10 protein-coding genes, 1 other RNA gene and 1 riboswitch are annotated in these 16,571 nt (G+C 54.3%); of the genes, 2 read left to right on the top strand and 9 right to left on the bottom strand.

The features are described from left to right. Nucleotides 1-36: 36 nt before the first annotated feature. The gene (serS, locus tag BLW59_RS05890; RefSeq protein ID WP_074696943.1) at nucleotides 37-1,317 is read right to left on the bottom strand and encodes a serine--tRNA ligase; all 1,281 of its coding nucleotides are present in this window, start codon (nucleotides 1,315-1,317) and stop codon (nucleotides 37-39) included. 350 nt (nucleotides 1,318-1,667) lie between these two features. Then, nucleotides 1,668-1,844: riboswitch (cobalamin riboswitch) on the bottom strand. Between the two features lie 149 nt (nucleotides 1,845-1,993). Here serS and BLW59_RS05895 point away from each other — a divergent pair. Beyond that, nucleotides 1,994-3,427 (top strand): hypothetical protein, encoded by a 1,434-nt coding sequence (locus tag BLW59_RS05895; protein WP_074696945.1) that lies wholly within the window; start codon nucleotides 1,994-1,996, stop codon nucleotides 3,425-3,427. On the opposite strand, the gene BLW59_RS05900 is transcribed toward BLW59_RS05895, so the two are convergent. Together BLW59_RS05900 and BLW59_RS05905 are read right to left on the bottom strand one after the other, a co-directional pair. Beyond that, nucleotides 3,424-4,221 carry a hypothetical protein gene (locus tag BLW59_RS05900; RefSeq protein WP_139283562.1) on the bottom strand — a complete coding sequence of 266 codons (798 nt, stop codon included), beginning with the start codon at nucleotides 4,219-4,221 and terminating at the stop codon, nucleotides 3,424-3,426. The genes BLW59_RS05895 and BLW59_RS05900 overlap by 4 nt on opposite strands. A gap of 54 nt (nucleotides 4,222-4,275) precedes the next feature. Continuing rightward, a complete protein-coding gene (locus BLW59_RS05905; protein WP_029546043.1) occupies nucleotides 4,276-4,590 on the bottom strand; it encodes a hypothetical protein in 315 nt (104 codons plus the stop codon). A gap of 234 nt (nucleotides 4,591-4,824) precedes the next feature. Between BLW59_RS05905 and ssrS the strand changes: the two genes are divergently transcribed. Next, nucleotides 4,825-4,998, top strand: a non-coding RNA gene (gene ssrS / locus BLW59_RS05910) — 6S RNA. 107 nt (nucleotides 4,999-5,105) lie between these two features. On the opposite strand, the gene BLW59_RS05915 is transcribed toward ssrS, so the two are convergent. The 6 genes from BLW59_RS05915 to BLW59_RS05940 form a co-directional block, all read right to left on the bottom strand. After that, a complete protein-coding gene (locus BLW59_RS05915) occupies nucleotides 5,106-6,977 on the bottom strand; it encodes a CocE/NonD family hydrolase (protein ID WP_175463364.1) in 1,872 nt (623 codons plus the stop codon). 609 nt (nucleotides 6,978-7,586) lie between these two features. Next, nucleotides 7,587-8,618, bottom strand: coding sequence for a galactofuranose ABC transporter, permease protein YjfF (yjfF, locus tag BLW59_RS05920; protein ID WP_074696949.1), 1,032 nt, complete (start codon nucleotides 8,616-8,618; stop codon nucleotides 7,587-7,589). Next, nucleotides 8,615-9,700, bottom strand: a complete 1,086-nt coding sequence (locus BLW59_RS05925; protein WP_074696951.1) for an ABC transporter permease — start codon at nucleotides 9,698-9,700, stop codon at nucleotides 8,615-8,617. The genes yjfF and BLW59_RS05925 overlap by 4 nt, the downstream gene beginning before the upstream one ends. After that, nucleotides 9,697-11,211 carry a sugar ABC transporter ATP-binding protein gene (locus BLW59_RS05930; protein WP_029541324.1) on the bottom strand — a complete coding sequence of 505 codons (1,515 nt, stop codon included), beginning with the start codon at nucleotides 11,209-11,211 and terminating at the stop codon, nucleotides 9,697-9,699. Before BLW59_RS05930 ends, BLW59_RS05925 begins: the two co-directional genes overlap by 4 nt. A gap of 352 nt (nucleotides 11,212-11,563) precedes the next feature. Continuing rightward, nucleotides 11,564-12,592, bottom strand: coding sequence for an ABC transporter substrate-binding protein (locus BLW59_RS05935; protein ID WP_029541326.1), 1,029 nt, complete (start codon nucleotides 12,590-12,592; stop codon nucleotides 11,564-11,566). Nucleotides 12,593-13,114: 522 nt separating this feature from the next. Then, on the bottom strand, nucleotides 13,115-16,534 hold the full coding sequence (locus tag BLW59_RS05940; RefSeq protein ID WP_074696954.1) for a DEAD/DEAH box helicase: 3,420 nt from the start codon (nucleotides 16,532-16,534) through the stop codon (nucleotides 13,115-13,117). Nucleotides 16,535-16,571 lie beyond the last annotated feature (37 nt).

A 16,571-nucleotide genomic window follows, 5' to 3' on the forward strand; every position in this document is an offset into this window, starting at 1 on the left:
GCTATGCCTGTGGCCCGAACGCCCTAGCAGGTCTGCTTACTCTGCAGGCCTGATGACCTCTACGCCGCCCATATAGGGAACCAGTGCCTTCGGAATCACCACGGAGCCATCCTCCTGCTGGTAGTTCTCCAGGATAGCAGCCACCGTGCGGCCCACAGCCAGACCAGAGCCGTTCAGGGTGTGCACGAACTCAGGTTTGGACTTGGCATCCCGGCGGAACTTGATGTTGGCACGACGGGCCTGATAGTCAAGGCAGTTGGAGCAGGAAGAAATCTCCCTGTACTTGCCCTGGCTGGGGAACCACACCTCAAGGTCATAGGTCTTGGCAGAGGTGAAGCTCATGTCACCAGTGCAGAGCATCACCACATGGTACGGCAGCTCCAGGGCCTTCAGGATATCCTCGGCAGCCTCCACCATGCTCTCCAGCTCGTCCCAACTCTCCTCAGGCTTGGTGAACTTGATCATCTCCACCTTGTTGAACTGGTGCTGGCGGATGAGGCCGCGGGTATCACGGCCAGCGCTGCCGGCCTCGGCCCGGAAGCAGGCAGTGTAGCAGCTGTAGCGCTCAGGGAGCTTGCTGCCGTCCAGGATCTCATCGCGGTGATAATTGGTCATAGGCACCTCGCCAGTGGGCACCAGATAATAGTCAAGACCCTCCAGCTTGAACATATCCTCGGCAAACTTGGGCAGCTGGCCGGTACCTACCATGCTGTCCTTGTTGGCGATGTAAGGAGCCAGCATCTCCGTATAGCCATGCTTGTCAGCGTGCATATCCATCATGAAGGCAATGCAGGCACGCTCCAGACGGGCACCCAGGCCTTTGTAGAACATGAAGCGGGCGCCTGCCACCTTGGCAGCCCGGTCAGCATCCAGGATATCCAGATCCACACCAAGATCCCAGTGAGCCTTGGGCTCGAAGGAGAACTTCCTTGGCTCGCCCCACTTGCGCACCTCAGGATTTTCCGTATCGTCCTTGCCGATAGGCACATCTTCCTTGGGCATATTGGGGATATGAAGCATGATATCGCGAAGCTTCTCCTCCACATCCTTCAGGTCAGCATCAAGAGCAGAGATCTGGGCCCCCACCTCGCGCATCTCAGCCATGACCTCAGAGGCATCCTCGCCGTTCTTCTTCATCTGGCCCACCTGCTTGGAAACAGTGTTGCGGCGGGCCTTCAAAGTCTCAGTCTCCTGCAAAAGCTCACGACGCTTCTGCTCCAGTCCCTCGAACTCAGAAAGGTCCAGGCTGTTGCAACGATTCTTCAGCATGGTTTTGACTTCTTCCAGATGCTCACGCACAAATTTAATATCCAGCACGATACTCACACTCCATATTTTAATAAATCCCTGCCAGGGGATAAATAATCACATAGCTTACATTATATCAAGTTTTCCCAGGAAAGTCCAAAAAAATAGCCCCGGTTATCACTCCGGGGCAGCCGCCAAATGGGCAGCTAATAGAACTGAATGAAATGTATGAGCAACTTTCTCCCCATGGGAATTCCCACAAGGAAAAACCTTCCGACACAAGTAATGACGCCACAAAGCCCTTCTTCGGCGGGGAAGAAGGGCTCTGCCAAAAACATTCAGTTCTATGTACTGCCGGGTCTTTCCCGGCTATATCTAGCGAATGTCGCAAAGTCCCCATCCCCATCGCTCGCAGGTCAAGCGGTGACTGTTGATTAGGCAGTTCTCCTGGCTCCAGTTCATAGCATTTTCGCGCCTTCCCAAGGTTTCCCCCAGTGACATACTTTGCGAAATGCTCCCTGTTACAGTGGCGGGACCGCGCCGGCTTATACCGGCTTCCCTATTAAGTCATTGACACCCAATCCAAACATATTCTCTTTTCATTTACAGGACTAATCATATCATTCGTCAAAACCATTGTCAATCCAAAGGCAAAGATTTTCCCGCGACAAAATCCCCATAAAAGTGTATAATCTTTATTGTTCTATAATGAAAAATAGCTCACGGGCTTGAAAGGACTTTCAATATGCGAAAATATCTGAACAAGAAAAAAATAGCAGGACTGCTGACCTTCTCCCTGCTTTTCTCCTCCATTCCTGCCTGGGCTGCCGAAGACGTCACGGCAGCTTCCACAGAAACAGCTGCCCCTTCCTTCTATGACCTGAACTTCGATGCTGACAGCTACACCCGGGAAACACTTAATCTGCATGGTCAGCCCGTGGCTTTCCGCGCCTTTGAAGGCTGCCACTACACAGCTTACCCTGTTGCTGACTATAAAGAACAGCTGAACATCTACATTCCTGAAGCCTACTTCCAGAAAAAGAGCACAGGACGCTTCACCGCCAAAACCGCCCCCATCTTCATGCCCCTGGCCGCAGATGGAGCAGCAGAGGGAACTTTTGACGCCCCGGCAGATGCCAGCAACGAAAGTGGCCAGCCCAATCTCGCCCTGCTGGCCCTGGCACACGGCTATGTGGTCGCAGTCCCTGCCGCCCAGAGCCTCACTCCGCCTGCCAGCGAACGCCTGGGCAAGGCGCCCCAGCCCATCCTTTCTTACAAGGCAGCCATCCGCTACCTGCGCCGCAATCAGCGCAGCCTGCCTGCAGGGGACACCAACCGCATCGTAGTCAGCGGCGAGGGTCTCTCCGGCAGCCTGGCCCTGCAGCTGGCAGCCTCTGCCGACCAGGCCATCTATAAGCCCTACCTGTATGCGATGGGAGTTGCAGGTAAAAGCGACAGCATCTTTGCCGCCCAGGCCTACGAACCTGTGACCGGTCTCGCCAAGGACTATGCCCGCTTCGGCTGGACACTGCCAGACGGACGCCCGGACCCCAATTCGGCTGCCCGCTATGCACCTCTGCTGGACACCGAAGCCGCTCTTTCCCCTGCAGTCACTCCAGAGCAGGAGGAAACTGCAGCCATTGAAGGAAAAGCCGTCATAGAAGAAGCCGCCGAAAATCATCCGGCAGCCACCTCGCCGGGTACAGGCAAACGCCCTTCGGCTGCCAATGATAAAGTTTCCCTCAGCGGCACCAACCGCCAGCCTGTTTCCGGCAGCCATGATACCAAAGAGTACCAGGATTATCTTGCCAAACAGGCCGAATATGAGCGGATAAACGCCGAAACCCAGGAACTCATCAGCAGGTACTCCCCCAAAGGCCACACAGCCCGTTATCTGCGCCTTTGCACTTCGAAGGCAAACAGTCCGGAGTTTCAAGATCTGAAAACAGCCTTTGAAAAAAATGACACCGCCGTCACCAGCTTAGCTGAAAAAAAAGAACCCCTGCAGGACGCAGAGGAACTCTTTGAATGGATTGATGCAGCTGATACAGAGCGGGATGCACTGGAAAAACAGCTCTGGCAGTTATGGCGCAAGCAGAGTGCCAAGCTGGCCAGAGCCAAGCATCTGGCTGACCGTGCTGCTGCCAAATGGCAAAAGGCCCAGGCAAAAACAAATTAAATACGCACCTCGAAATGCTTCCTCTCCTCCTCAGGCGCCTTGGCCCTGGCAGGAGCAGGAGGCTTTTTCTTTGCCTTGGGGGCAGAGGCTGCTTCTTTGGGCTTGAGCTTTGCCGGTCTGGCAGGTGCAGTCGGCCTGGTCGGTGGGGGCTGTTCTTCAACGGCCAGTCTTGCCAGCACCTCATCCGGAGTGAGCCCCCGCAGTTCCCGGCTGTCAACTGCCCCCAAAACATCAGCCTCTATATCTGCCCTGGTCAGCTCTCCCTTCCGCCCCTGCCGGTGCAGGAATTTCTTCACCAGCAAGGCAGCTGCCACAAAGGCCGCCACCAGCATGGGCAGCCAATAGGTGAGCCCCTGATAGTCAAACTTCGGAGCAGGATTGGCCTGCAGGGAAGCAGCCTCCGTTTCCTGTCCCTGCAAATTCCTGCCATTTTCCTGAGGAACTCCTCCACTCCCCCCCAGATCCGCCGCCTGAGCGGCCTGGCTGCGGCCTGTGTCAATGGTGGCTTGAGCCTGATTCTGGCCGCTTTGCTGTGCCTCCCTGGCTGCCTCCCTGGCTGCCTTGGCCTCTGCCGTGGGATTTTTATGCGTAGTGCGGGACAGCCCGCCGCTGCCATTTACCACAGCTTCCTTAGCCTGCTCCTCCATCTGCTTCTCGTTATCCGTGGATTTGCTGGTCGTTCCATTAGCGGGAGGTGCATTGGACTGGGTTACAGAGCCCCCCTCAGAGAGCGTCACCCCTGGCACCGTGGGAGGTGTGGGCGGCGTGGGTGGATTTGGTGCTTTTACAGCCATAGCTTCATCTCCACAAAAGGCAGGCATTCCCAAAGGAATCTGCCTGCCTTGAAATCAATAACGGGGATTCTTTTTTACATAGTCTACCGGCCTGGACCAGTCCACGTGTACCTTGGTCTTGTTCCAGAGACGGGTAAGTGCCAGCTTGAAGCTTTCCTCGTCAGCCTGGGGATCAACGGTCTTTGCCGTGAAGTCCATGAGGGTCTGATGCGGCACGTTGATTTCGTGGGTCTGGTTCAGATATTCCTCCGTCAGCTTGCGTCCTTCTTCGTTATTCAGGTTTACAGTAGCCTTCTTGGCCTCTGCATCGTAATCTATCCAGCCCAGGTCCTTGCCGTAGCTGATGGCTACGCTGTAGGTAACTGCCATGTTGATTTCTCCTTTATGCATAAGATCAAATTTCTCTTTTATCCTCCTTATTATAGCGCAACTCAAGGCCATAGTTCAAGTTTTGCCGCAGGCAAAAAGGCCAGGTGACTCTATAACCTTGCAAATCGTAAAAATCTGGGAAAAATTTATATTTTTCTTTCTAATACTGCCTTTTCAAAGCTTGTCAAGTCTTGCAAGGCGTGTTTTTTTGTGCTATCATACCAATAAAGAAGGACAAGCCTGGAATGTGCGCGGGCTTTAACAATGTCTAACCTACATATTTCATAGGGAATCCGATTTGATCCTGGTGGAGGTTCGCCACGGCGAAATGCTGAAGTCAGGCTTAGGGCACCCACCTGCTATCCGCAGGTTTTAGACATTTAAAGCGAACGGCATTTTGGACCCCTGCTTTGAAGAGGGATTGCTGCATGCGGCAGTCCCTCTTCGCGTATCTAAAAACAAATGAGGCAGACCCGCCGCCTTTTCGGCGGCTTGTCTGCCTCATCTTTATTTGCTTATTTCTCTGGCACTACCGGCACCTGCAGGTAGCTTTCGTATTTGCCACCCAGGTGGATGATATGCCTGCCCTTGTTGCGGGTCGCAGGCGGGACCACAGCCTTTTTCACATGCTCCTTGCCGTCCAGGCCTCCTACCGTCTTCATGGGCACCTTCGTACCCAGTTCATAGGTATAGCCTTCCTCCGGCACGGTAATCTTGGCGGAGCCAAAAGCGGGCACCATGTCAGGAGAAGGCGGATTGTAGGCTCTCACCGTCAGCCTGATTTTCTCCCCTGCATGATACTTCATGCCCATGGGCCAGATGGGAATATCCACGGGAACAATCTCGCCTTTCTTCAGCAAATCCTCACGGTCATGCTTCAGTACCGGCTCTACCTCCGTGGATTTTGCTTCATCCAGGGCTCGCTGGGATACCCTGAGATAACCCTCGGCCACGATGGGCTGATGCGTCATCCTGTCAGGGATGGGATTGCCCTTCTCGTCCAATTTCTCCACCTGCACATGGAGTTCCATATCATCAGCACCGTCTGCTTCCACATAGGTGTGCAGCTTCATGTAGCCGGTAAGTTCCGTGTCCTTGTCAAAGGTCATGGTGAAAGCAGCAGCAGCCTCCTTGACAGCTGTATCATAAGAAGCAGTATCTTCCTGCTTCTGGGGCGTCACGGAGAGCCCCTGCCCGCCCGTAAGGTAAAGCTTCTTGTACTCGGTTCTCGCCAGGGGGAACTCCTGCTCCACCCGATTCACTACATCCTCATGGCCCGGGTCAAGCACAGCGAGGCGCACCCTCGGCGTTGCTTCCCAGCCGTTATCCTCTCCCAGCAGATAATGGTCGAAGAACTTCCTCAGGTCTTCCACATTGCCAGGCGTGTAGTAATCAAACCACTCCTGGGTATTGTGGACACGCAGCCACTTGTCCTTGGAAGCAATCTCCCGAAAGCCCGCGAAGGTGCCATGGGTATGCACGGGATTGGTATAGCTGGCCACCACATAGGCGGGAATCTTGATATTCTCCAGTTTCGCAATCTTGTCCTGCCAGTAGGCATCCATGAGGGTGTGGGTCACTACCATGCGGGGCTGATCCTCAAGGTAATTCTGGCTGGTAAAGGTGTCAAAGATGGCCTCGGGAAAGACGGGATTGGGAATGCCGCCACGGTTGGCAGTCTCCCGGAAGTGGTCCACAAATCCCTCCCAGGGCGCGATGGCAGCCAGATGTGGCGGCTGCTCCCCTGCAATGAACCACTGGGACACCGTGAGCCAGGAATTGCCGCTCATGCCAATCCTGCCATTGCTCCAAGGCTGCTTTGCCGCCCACTCAATGGTGTCGTATCCGTCCTGGGAGTTCTGGCTCCCCCAGTAGTTAAGGTTGCCCTCAGAGTAATATGCCCCCCGGCTGTCAGGGTTGATGATGACATAGCCATGGCTTACCCAATAGGCAGGGTCGGGACCCTCGAATTTTTCCAGACCGGAAGTGGCTGCCACAGGTATCCCCGCCCGCATGGGCACGTCGTCCAGCATCTGGCCGCCGATTTCCTTGCCATAAGGGCTCCAGGCCATCAGTGCCGGGTGCCTGCCTTCGTCAGCAGGTCGGAATATATCAGTGTATATGACAGTGCCGTCACGCAGGGTAACGGGGGTGTCCTTCTCCATTATGATGTCACAGGGCAAAGGCATGGCGCCCTCACGGCGGATAGTGCCCTTTTTCAGCAGCAGGGTTTCTGTCTTGTGCTCTGCAGCACGGACTCTGGGGGCAGTGAGGGGATTGCCCTTGCGGTAATAGACTTCTACGGTTTCACCATTGCCCATCTTCTGAGGGATAGTGATTGATACTGGGTCGGCTGCTTCTGCTGCCCCGCCAATTACAGCTGACATCATGAGTCCTGCACATAAGGTCAGTTTTAGAGATTTTCTCATACTTGTTTAGCCTCTCTTCTTTTTTAGGTTTCGACTGTTCATTTTCTTTGGCGCAAAGAAAACGAACCAAAAGAAAACGCGGACTGAAATCACATCGTGTGATTTCCGCGTCCGCGGGGCCCATCCATGGGCCCTGGGGTTCGTTATATTTGCTTTTGCCTTTTATAAGGCCATTGTTCCAGCTTTGTCGATAGACAAAGCTTCCTCTTGGCCTTTCAACGAGGCGGGAGATATGTGCTCACCGCCTGTTATGATATTCGCCACCCCTACCTATAGAGGTGGGGGACATCTTGTTCCTCGTTATAATTTCGCCAAAATATTTCATTTTCCTGCTTAAATGAAAAAACTGCCGGGAGGTTGCATCTCGGCAGTTTGCTTTAGCATAGCTTAAGTAAGTGAGGGGCACAGGTACAGCATAAGCGGAACGTGTGGAATTTTTCCATGAATCTTAGCGAACACAAGTGCAACTCTGCAAAGCAGAGATGCACGCAGTGCGAGCTTAGATTTCATGGTAAAATTCCAAGTGAAGCGTTGCTGTGCCTGTGTCCCGAACGCCTTAGAGTGACTTCACGCCGCACTAGGCTTGGGGTCGCTTGGGGGCTCTTCCATGGAGGATTTCTGGGAGAGCTTATTTTTCTGCTCGGTGATGAAGGCCTGCATGACGATGAAGACGCAGAGCAGGGCTCCTACCACGATTTTCGTCCACCAGGCGGAAAGAGTGCCCTGGAAGGAGATGAAGGTCAGGATGACGCCCTGGATCAGCACACCGAAGAGGGCGCCAGGGATGAAGGCCACGCCGCCGGACAGCAGGGTGCCGCCGATGACAGAAGAGGCGATGGCATCCATTTCCATGCCCAGGCCGTGGAGATTGTAGCCCGTCAGCATGATGAGAGCATAGGCCACGCCGCCCAGAGCGGAGCAGAAGCCGCTTATGGTGTAGACGATGACCTTGGTGCGGAACACCGGCAAGCCCATGAGGGCAGCAGAGCTTTCGCTGCCTCCGATGGCGAAGACAGCCCGGCCAAACTTGGTGAACCCGAGAACCACAGCTGCGATGGCGAGGACTATCATGGCCAGCACCGCCCCCACAGACAGGAAGCCGAAGCCCAGATCAATGCGATAGCTGGCAATAGCCACAAAAGTCTCATTGGTGATCTGGATGGTATCACGGGAAATCACAGCCGTCATGCCGCGGCAGAAGAACATGCCTGCCAGGGTGATGATGAAGGGCTGCAAGTCAAATTTGGTGATGATATAGCCCTGGGCGGCACCGAAGACCAGCCCCATCAGGAGCACGAGAAGCACGGCCAATCCCACGGGAATGGAAGTATTGGCCAAAAGCCACGCCAGCACCATGCAGGACAGGGCCAGCACAGCACCTACGGAAAGGTCGATGCCCACGATGATCAGGGTAAAGGTAATGCCTACGGTCACGATGATCAGGGCCGCATTATCAATGAAGAGATTGAGGAAAACCTGGGGCCTTGAGAACCCCTTGTAAGCCATGATGCCTGCCCCGTAAAGGATGGCAAAGAGCGCCACCGTCACAAAGAAGGAAAAATAGGGTGAGGCAATAAGGTCGTTTAATCTGCGTTTCATGCTTCATTCACCATCCTTTCAGCCAGCCTGTGAGGGTCCTGAACTGCCGTCTTGCCTTTCTGGTTGCGTTTTTCCTTCCAGGCAGCGAACATTTCCTGAGCCTTCTTGGACTGGATGAGGCAGATGATGATGACGGCTACGGCCTTCACCACTGGCAGTTGGTCAGAAGAAACACCCAATGCATACATGGTAGTGGTCAGAGTCTGGATAGTGATGGCGCCCACCACGGAGCCGCCGATGTAGAACTTGCCGCCAGACAGCAGGGTGCCGCCCAGGGCCACGGCCAGGATGGCATCCATTTCCATGTTGAGGCCGGCGTTGTTGGCATCAGCCGCACGAATCAGGGAGCTCTCAATCAGGCCGGAAACACCAGCGCAGAGGCCGGAAAAAGCGTACACCAGGAAGATGACCATGGTGACGTTGATGCCTGCATAGCGGGCTGCAGTGGGGTTGATGCCCACGGACTGGATGAAGAGGCCGATGCTGGTTTTCTTCATCAAGAAGGCAACCAGAAGCACCATAGCCAATGCTATGAAAATATTGGTGGGCAGGATATTGCCGGGAATGACGCCGGAGATGTACTCAAAGGGCTTGTAGTACACAGTGATGATCTGGCCACCAGTCATGAGCTGGGCCACACCGCGGCCTGCGGTCATGAGGATCAGGGTTGCCACCATGGCCTGAATCTTGAACTTAGCCACCAGGAGACCGTTCCAGATACCGCAGAAAATGCCTACGCCGATGGCAGCCAGGATGGCCAGGAACATGGGGGTCTCAGCCACACCGTCCCCGCGGCCGCCGATGAGGCTGCAGACTACGGCAGCGGAGATAGCCACCACGGCGCCTACGGAGATATCAATGCCCGCCGTGGCAATGACGAAGGTCATGCCCAGGGACAGGATAACCAGTGAGCAGCTGCGGTTAAGGATATCTATCAGTCTCCCGTACAGCCTGCCGTCCTCGGTAAGCTGTATGGTCATGAATCCGTCTACAAACAGGGCATTGAAGGTCAGAAGCACTGCCAGCGCCACTACCGGCAAGAACAGCGAACTGTCGCTGAAAGCCTTTAATTTCTCCCTCATGCCGTTTCACCTCCTGCAATAGCACGCATCACGTTGTCAGAGCTGACTTCGCTGCCAGTGAGCTCCGCCACTTTGCGGCGGTCCTTCATGACAATGAGCTTCGTGCAGGTGCGCACCATCTCGTCCATTTCACCCGAAATAAAGACCACGGCCATGCCCCGCTCCTTGGCCAGCTTGATGGCCAGTTTCTCGATTTCCGTCTTGGTGCCCACGTCGATGCCGCGGGTGGGCTCGTCCAGGATCAGGAGCTCCGGCTGGGTTGCCAGCCAGCGGGCGATGATGACCTTCTGCTGGTTGCCGCCGGAAAGGTTCTTGATGAGCTGCTCACGGTCGGACACCTTGATTTTCAGCAGGTCGATGTACTTGTCGGCAATCTCGCACTGCTTCTTATAAGGAATATGCTTCATCATGCCGTCTTTGGCCTGCATGGCCAGAATAATGTTCTCGCGCACAGAAAGATCGCCAATGATGCCGGAGGTTTTGCGGTCCTCAGGGCAGAAAGCAATGCGCTCCCGCATGGCGCTCATGGGGCTGCCAAACTTCACGGGCTGGCCCTTCACCTTGAGCTGTCCCTTGCTGATGCCCTCCACGCCAAAGAGCAGTTCTGCTGTCTCAGTACGGCCGGAACCCAAAAGCCCGGCAAAGCCTACCACTTCGCCCTTGTGGATCTGCAGGTCCACATCGGCCAGCTTGCCCACTTGGGAAATATGGTCTGCTTCGATGAACATTTCTTCCTGAGGCTTGCTCTTGTCGTTGGCATCGTCCATGTGAGCCACTTCGGAGAGGTCCTTGCCCACCATCTTGGCAATAAGCTCCAAACGGGGCAGCTTGGCCACTTCATAAGAGCCAACCAGCTCGCCGTTGCGCAGCACCGTGATATGATCGCAAAGGTCATAAATCTGTTCCAGAAAATGAGATATGAAAATAATGCCCATGCCCCGCTTCTGCAGCTGGCGGATGATCCTGAAGAGGCGTTCCGTTTCCTTTTCGTCCAGAGAAGAAGTAGGCTCGTCCAAAATGAGAATCTTGGCTTCGATATCCACGGCTCTGGCGATGGCTATCATCTGCTGCACAGCCACTGAATAATGGTCCAGAGTCTTGGTGACATCAATGTTTACTCCCAAACCTGCCAGCAGCTCCTCAGAGCGCTGGTTGATGGTCTTCCAGTCGATGAAACCGTACTTGCGCGGCTCCCTGCCGATATAGATATTCTCTGCCACCGTCAGATTCTTGCACAGGTTGACCTCCTGATACACGGTGGAAATGCCGCATTCCTGGGCTTCCTTCGGCGTGCGGGGAGAAATGCGCTTCCCCTGCAAAGTAATGGTGCCCCCATCCCGCTGATAAACACCTGTCAGCACCTTGACCAATGTGGACTTGCCTGCGCCGTTCTCACCCATCAGGGAGTGAATCTCCCCTGCGTGGAGGGTGAAGTCCACATTGGAGAGCGCCCTGACTCCCGGAAAAACTTTGTCGATGTGCCGCATTTCCAACAAGGCTTTTTCTTCCATAAATCCCACCCCATAACTTTCAGAATTCATGCTTTCGCACGATAACACATACTTATTATACCATTAGATTTAATTATAGGGCCATTGTTCCAGTTTTGCCGAAGGCAAAACTTCCTCTTGGCCTTTCAACGAGACGGGAGATATTAACTCGCCGCCTGTTAGTAAGTTACCGCCCCCACTTATAGAAGTGGGGGGACATCTTGTACTCGTTATATAAAAGTTTCCACGCCATGCCCTTTTGGCCTTTTTGGGCATAGAAAGGGCCGCGCTGCCTTAGGAGGCTTTTGATACTCCCCTGGCGGGCGCGGCCTTTCCTGCTTGCTGTGTCTAGGTTTGGATCATTAGTTTGTTCTTAGTACTTGCGCTCCGGCAGGGTCTTCTCAGCTACATCAGCAGGGAAGATGCCTTCGTCAACGTATACGAGCTTCTCAACCTTTTCGCCCTTGAGGATCTTCTTGGCAGTCTCCATGAGCAGCTGGCCCTGGAGGGGGTTGCACTCTACGGTGCAGTTTGCCTTACCCTCGATCATAGCCTGGAAGATACCCTTCACGCCATCGATGGAAACGATGGTGATGTCCTTGCCGGGCTGGAGGCCTGCAGCCTCGATAGCCTGGATAGCGCCGAGAGCCATGTCATCATTATGAGCGAAGAGAACGTCAATCTTGTCACGGTCGGACTTCAGGAAGGACTCCATGACCTCCTGGCCCTTCTGACGGGTGAACTCACCGGTCTGGGAAGCGAGTATATTGAACTTCTTGCCATCAGCAGCTTCTGCCATAGCATTCTTGAAACCTTCCTGGCGGCGGATAGCCACGGAGGAACCAACAGTACCTTCAAGGACAACTACCTGGAACTGGTCGCCACCGGCACGGGGGGTCTTGTTGTTCTTCTTCATGTACTCATCGAGCCACTTGAAGACGTTCTGGCCTTCCTTCACGGAGTCAGTGCCAATCTTTGCAACATAGAGGCTGTCATCAGAGAGCTTCACATCGCGGTCAACTACGATAACGGGAATCTTGGCATCCTTTGCTTCCTTCAGCACAGTGTCCCAACCGGTCTCAACGATAGGAACGAAAGCGATGATATCAACGCCCTGGGCGATGAAGGAACGGATGGCCTTGATCTGGTTCTCCTGCTTCTGCTGAGCATCGGAGAACTGGAGATCAATGCCTGCGTCCTTGGCAGCCTGCTTGACGGATTCAGTATTGGCAGTTCTCCACTCGGATTCCGCTCCGATCTGGGAGAAGCCCATGGTGATTTTCTTGTCCCCGCCGGCGCTGGAGCCAGAGCTGGAACCGGAGGATTTCTCATCGCCGCCACCGCAGCCTGCGGCCACTACCATCATCATGATGGCCATTACTAATGCAAGAATCTTTTTCATTTCTTCGTCTCCTTTGGGTTTGCCAGAACCTAGACTGAAACTAAACTCTTGAAATTCCCCTGTTTGTAGTCTCCCATCCCTCCTCAAAATTGTACCCCTCGAGCAAGTTTGCTCGAACACAATTTCAATCTACTTATAAGATACACATTTATCAGACAGTTGTCAAGTTCTTTCTTGAATTTTATTTTTATAAATCGGTTCGAGCACACTTTCTCGTGGTGCACCATATAAATTTGGACATACACATATAAAAAAGCCTCCCTCTCAGAGGGAGGTGGCAGCCCGAAGGGCTGACGGATAAGTTTTAGAAGCGTACATTATAGGCCTTACCTGCCCCGTGAAACGGGGAAGGGGGACCGCCGCCAGGCGGTGGAAGGGGCGATGGTAACGTAACGGCTTCGATTCCCCCTTCCACCGGCTTCGCCGGTCCCCCTCCCCCGCAAGCGGTGGAGGTAAGGTCTGCTAAAAACGTAGCCCCCTAAATGGAAAAATTCACTGCTCGCAAGTATAGCTCATTGCCCCTCACCTCTGAAACAGCTCCCTTATCTCATCATCCGTCAGCTTGGACAGGAAGTTTTCGCCGGGCTGTATCATCTTGTCTATGAGATTCTTTTTCTTCTGCTGCAGGTCGTAGATTTTCTCCTCCACCGTATCCTTCATGATCAGGCGCACCACCTGCACATTGTTCTTCTGGCCCAGGCGGTAGGCGCGGTCGGTGGCCTGGTCCTCCACGGCGGGGTTCCACCAGGGGTCAACATGCAGCACCATATCCGCCCCCGTGAGATTCAGCCCCGTGCCACCGGCCTTGAGGGAAATCAGGAACACAGGCCTGTTGCCTGCATTGAAGGATTTCACCAGATTAAGGCGCTCAAGGGCAGGGGTGCTGCCATCCAGATAGTGATACTTCATGCCCATCTTTTGGAGCCTGTCCCCAATATGCCCCAGAAGGGTGGTGAACTGGGAGAAAATCAACAGGCGGTGGCCAGCCTCCACCGCATCTCCCACGATTTCCTCCAGCACATCCAGCTTGCCAGAGCCGCCATTGTAATCCTCCAAAAAGAGCGAAGGGTCGCAGGCAATCTGCCGCAGACGGGTGAGGATAGCCAGAATCTTGATCTTCGTCTCCCCCATATTCCTCTCTTTCAGAGCTTCGTTGAATTCCTTCTGGCTCTTGAGGAACCAGGCCTTGTAGACCTTGTCCTGCTTCGGGGTCATCTCGCAGGTCTGGCGGCGCTCCACCTTGTCAGGCAGCTCTGTCAGCACATCCTGCTTCAGGCGGCGCAGGATAAAGGGCATGATGTGGCGTCTGAGGTCTGCGGCCGCCTGCTCGTCCTGCTCCTTGACAATGGGAGTTTCATACTTCTGCTTGAACTTCGGCTGGGTCAGGAGATACCCGGGCATCAGGTAATCAAAGAGCGACCACAATTCCGTCAAGGTGTTCTCTACAGGCGTGCCGGTGAGGGCAAAGAAGCCCTCTGCCTGCAGCTGCTTCACGCTGTGGGCATTCTGGGTGCCAGGATTCTTGATATGCTGGGCCTCGTCCAGGATGGCATAGCGGAAATGGCAGGGAGCATAGAGGTCAATGTCCCGCTTCAGCATATTGTAAGTGGTGATAAGGAGGTCTGCCTCCCCGGGCTGCTCCTTCTTGGGCAGAGATTTTTTGAGGATTTCCCCGCGTTCCTCCTTGGTGCCCGCCACCGCAATGGCTTTGAGCTGGGGCGTGAAGCGCCGGGCCTCATCCAGCCAGTTGTAGACCAAAGAGGTGGGAGCCACCACCAGGGAAGGCGGCGAAACCTTCCCTGCCTTCTCGTCTGCTTCCTTCTTCGCAAGCAGGAAAGTCAATACCTGCAGGGTCTTGCCCAGGCCCATATCATCGGCGAGGACCCCGCCCAAATGGCATTCAGCAAGGCCGGACAGCCAGTTGAACCCCGTTACCTGATAGTCGCGCAGGATGTCCGACAGGCTCTCCGGTACCTCATATTCAGAATCCTGGGGGCTCCTCACGCGGCGCACCACCTGACGGAAAGCCTGGCTGCGCTTCAGGGTGATGTCCCCCTGAGTCTCCCGGGCTAAAGTGTCGATATACATGGCCTGGGCCAGAGGCAGCACCGCCTTGTCACCCTCCTGGTGTTTCTTCTTCCCCAGGCCGGTGCTCTCCACGAACTCCGCCAGGGCGGCCAGCTGCTGGTCCCCCAGGGTCACGAAAGTCCTGTCCTTCATGCGATGGTAGCGGCGCTTCTTGCGGTAAGAGGCCAGAATATCCATCATTTCCTTGAAATCCAAGTCTTCCGCCTTGAAAGACACTTCCAGCAGATTCTCGTCATTGACGCTGACCCCTGCCGTCACCTTGGGCATACGGCGGACAGGCTTTTCCTGGAAGGCATCCTCATAGAAAATCTCTACCCATTCTGGCAGAGCAGGCAGTTCCTCATAGAGGAAATCATAGCTCCGCTCCTCGTCCCGCTGCACGTAACGGTTCCCTTCCGGCTGAAAGCCGTAATTGGCCAGTCGCAACTCGATTTCCTTCTCTCCGCTCTCGTTGCGCACCAATTGCTGGCCCCGAGGGAGCTGGAGCTTCTTATCAACCAGAGGATTGAACTTATTATCACCATAGGCGTAGACAGGCCGCACGGAAATGCCTTCACCTTCATAGTCAAGATAGAGTTCACAGGCCAGGGGCTCGAAGATGAACTTATCCTCAAAGCCCTCAGCCACTTCCACCTCCACCACGCGACGAAGGCGAGGCAGGACCAGGGAGAAGAAACGGGTCATATCCTGAGGGGAAAGGCTGATGCCATGGGGATTATTCCTGGCCACATACATGAAAGGCCGCACATCTTTATCAAAATCATCGTCAGTATGATAAATCTTGCCATCCACATAGAGATACCTGTTTTCATCGTCCAGGAAGCAGGCAGTATCCCCCACCGCAAAATCAATCAGGCCGCCCCCATCATTCTCCCTCTCCACGGTCAGCCTGAAGGGAGGATTCCCCGGTGCCATCTCCACAGTCTCCGTCTGGGAATTATTTATATTGAACTCAAAGGGCTGCCCTGCCATGATTTCCAGGAACTTGGCAAAATTCTCATTGCCAAGTTTGAACTTCTTGGCATCAAAGGTCAGGCTGCGGCCATAGTAGCCATAACTGTAATAGCCGTATTCCGAACAGGACATCAGGTCCCGTTCCCGCCGCCGGGCTTCATCTATCAGCTTGAACAGCTTCTCCGAGGTCTCATCTGCCCAGACAAAATTGCTGGTATCAATGGAATTTTTAGTGCCCAGAGGCCAGGCCTGGCCCTCCTTGACGCACTGGCGGAAGGAAAGAGGGTCTTTCAGCACATAAAGCCTGTCCTCCCCCACCTTGAATTCCAGCCACCGCTCATAACCACCGCGCATTTCCACTACCATTAGCTTAGGCACCAGCTGAATCTTCTGCCTGCACCTGTTTTCCTGAGCCGCCTCCACCTGGGGAGCGTAAAACTCAAACAGTTCCTTACTTACTTTCGCATCCCGTTTCTTCTTTTGCTCCCTGGCCAAATCCCTGCCGGTCTTGAGGTCATTTTTGAACTCCCCAAAGGTTTCCATCAAAGCTTCCAAAACCTGCGCAGGCTTTGCATTGGTTCGTTCTATATGCTGGACAATTTTTTCGAAACCTTCTTCTTGTTTCTGCTCCTCACGAATGGCGAAAAGAGTTGCCACCACATGCTTGCAAGCATCCTCTTCATCTCCAATGGGACAATTGCAGTGCCAATCATATACTTCACTTCCATCCTCTGAAAGCTCTACCGACACACGATATTTCCGTGTTCCCTTGACCACAGCCGAATACGCTTGTTCTCCTTCGCTCTCCAGCTCGAAAACTCGTCCCTGCTTATAGTAACTCTTTCCTCTGGACAAATATGTGCTGTTAGTGGTATACCTTATGGCTTCAATATCCAGCAAGCCATCCCTCTCCCCTCATCTATGCAAACCGCCTTGA

It is taken from the genome of Selenomonas sp. KH1T6 (assembly GCF_900108415.1).
Taxonomy (GTDB): domain Bacteria; phylum Bacillota; class Negativicutes; order Selenomonadales; family Selenomonadaceae; genus Selenomonas_B; species Selenomonas_B ruminantium_A.

Excerpts from the sequence above, each read along its gene's own strand:
- BLW59_RS05895 (WP_074696945.1), top strand. The coding sequence starts at position 1,994 with ATGCGAAAATATCTGAACAAGAAAAAAATAGCAGGACTGCTGACCTTC.
- BLW59_RS05900 (WP_139283562.1), bottom strand. The coding sequence starts at position 4,221 with ATGGCTGTAAAAGCACCAAATCCACCCACGCCGCCCACACCTCCCACG.
- BLW59_RS05905 (WP_029546043.1), bottom strand. The coding sequence starts at position 4,590 with ATGGCAGTTACCTACAGCGTAGCCATCAGCTACGGCAAGGACCTGGGC.
- BLW59_RS05915 (WP_175463364.1), bottom strand. The coding sequence starts at position 6,977 with ATGTCAGCTGTAATTGGCGGGGCAGCAGAAGCAGCCGACCCAGTATCA.
- yjfF (WP_074696949.1), bottom strand. The coding sequence starts at position 8,618 with ATGAAACGCAGATTAAACGACCTTATTGCCTCACCCTATTTTTCCTTC.
- BLW59_RS05925 (WP_074696951.1), bottom strand. The coding sequence starts at position 9,700 with ATGAGGGAGAAATTAAAGGCTTTCAGCGACAGTTCGCTGTTCTTGCCG.
- BLW59_RS05930 (WP_029541324.1), bottom strand. The coding sequence starts at position 11,211 with ATGGAAGAAAAAGCCTTGTTGGAAATGCGGCACATCGACAAAGTTTTT.
- BLW59_RS05935 (WP_029541326.1), bottom strand. The coding sequence starts at position 12,592 with ATGAAAAAGATTCTTGCATTAGTAATGGCCATCATGATGATGGTAGTG.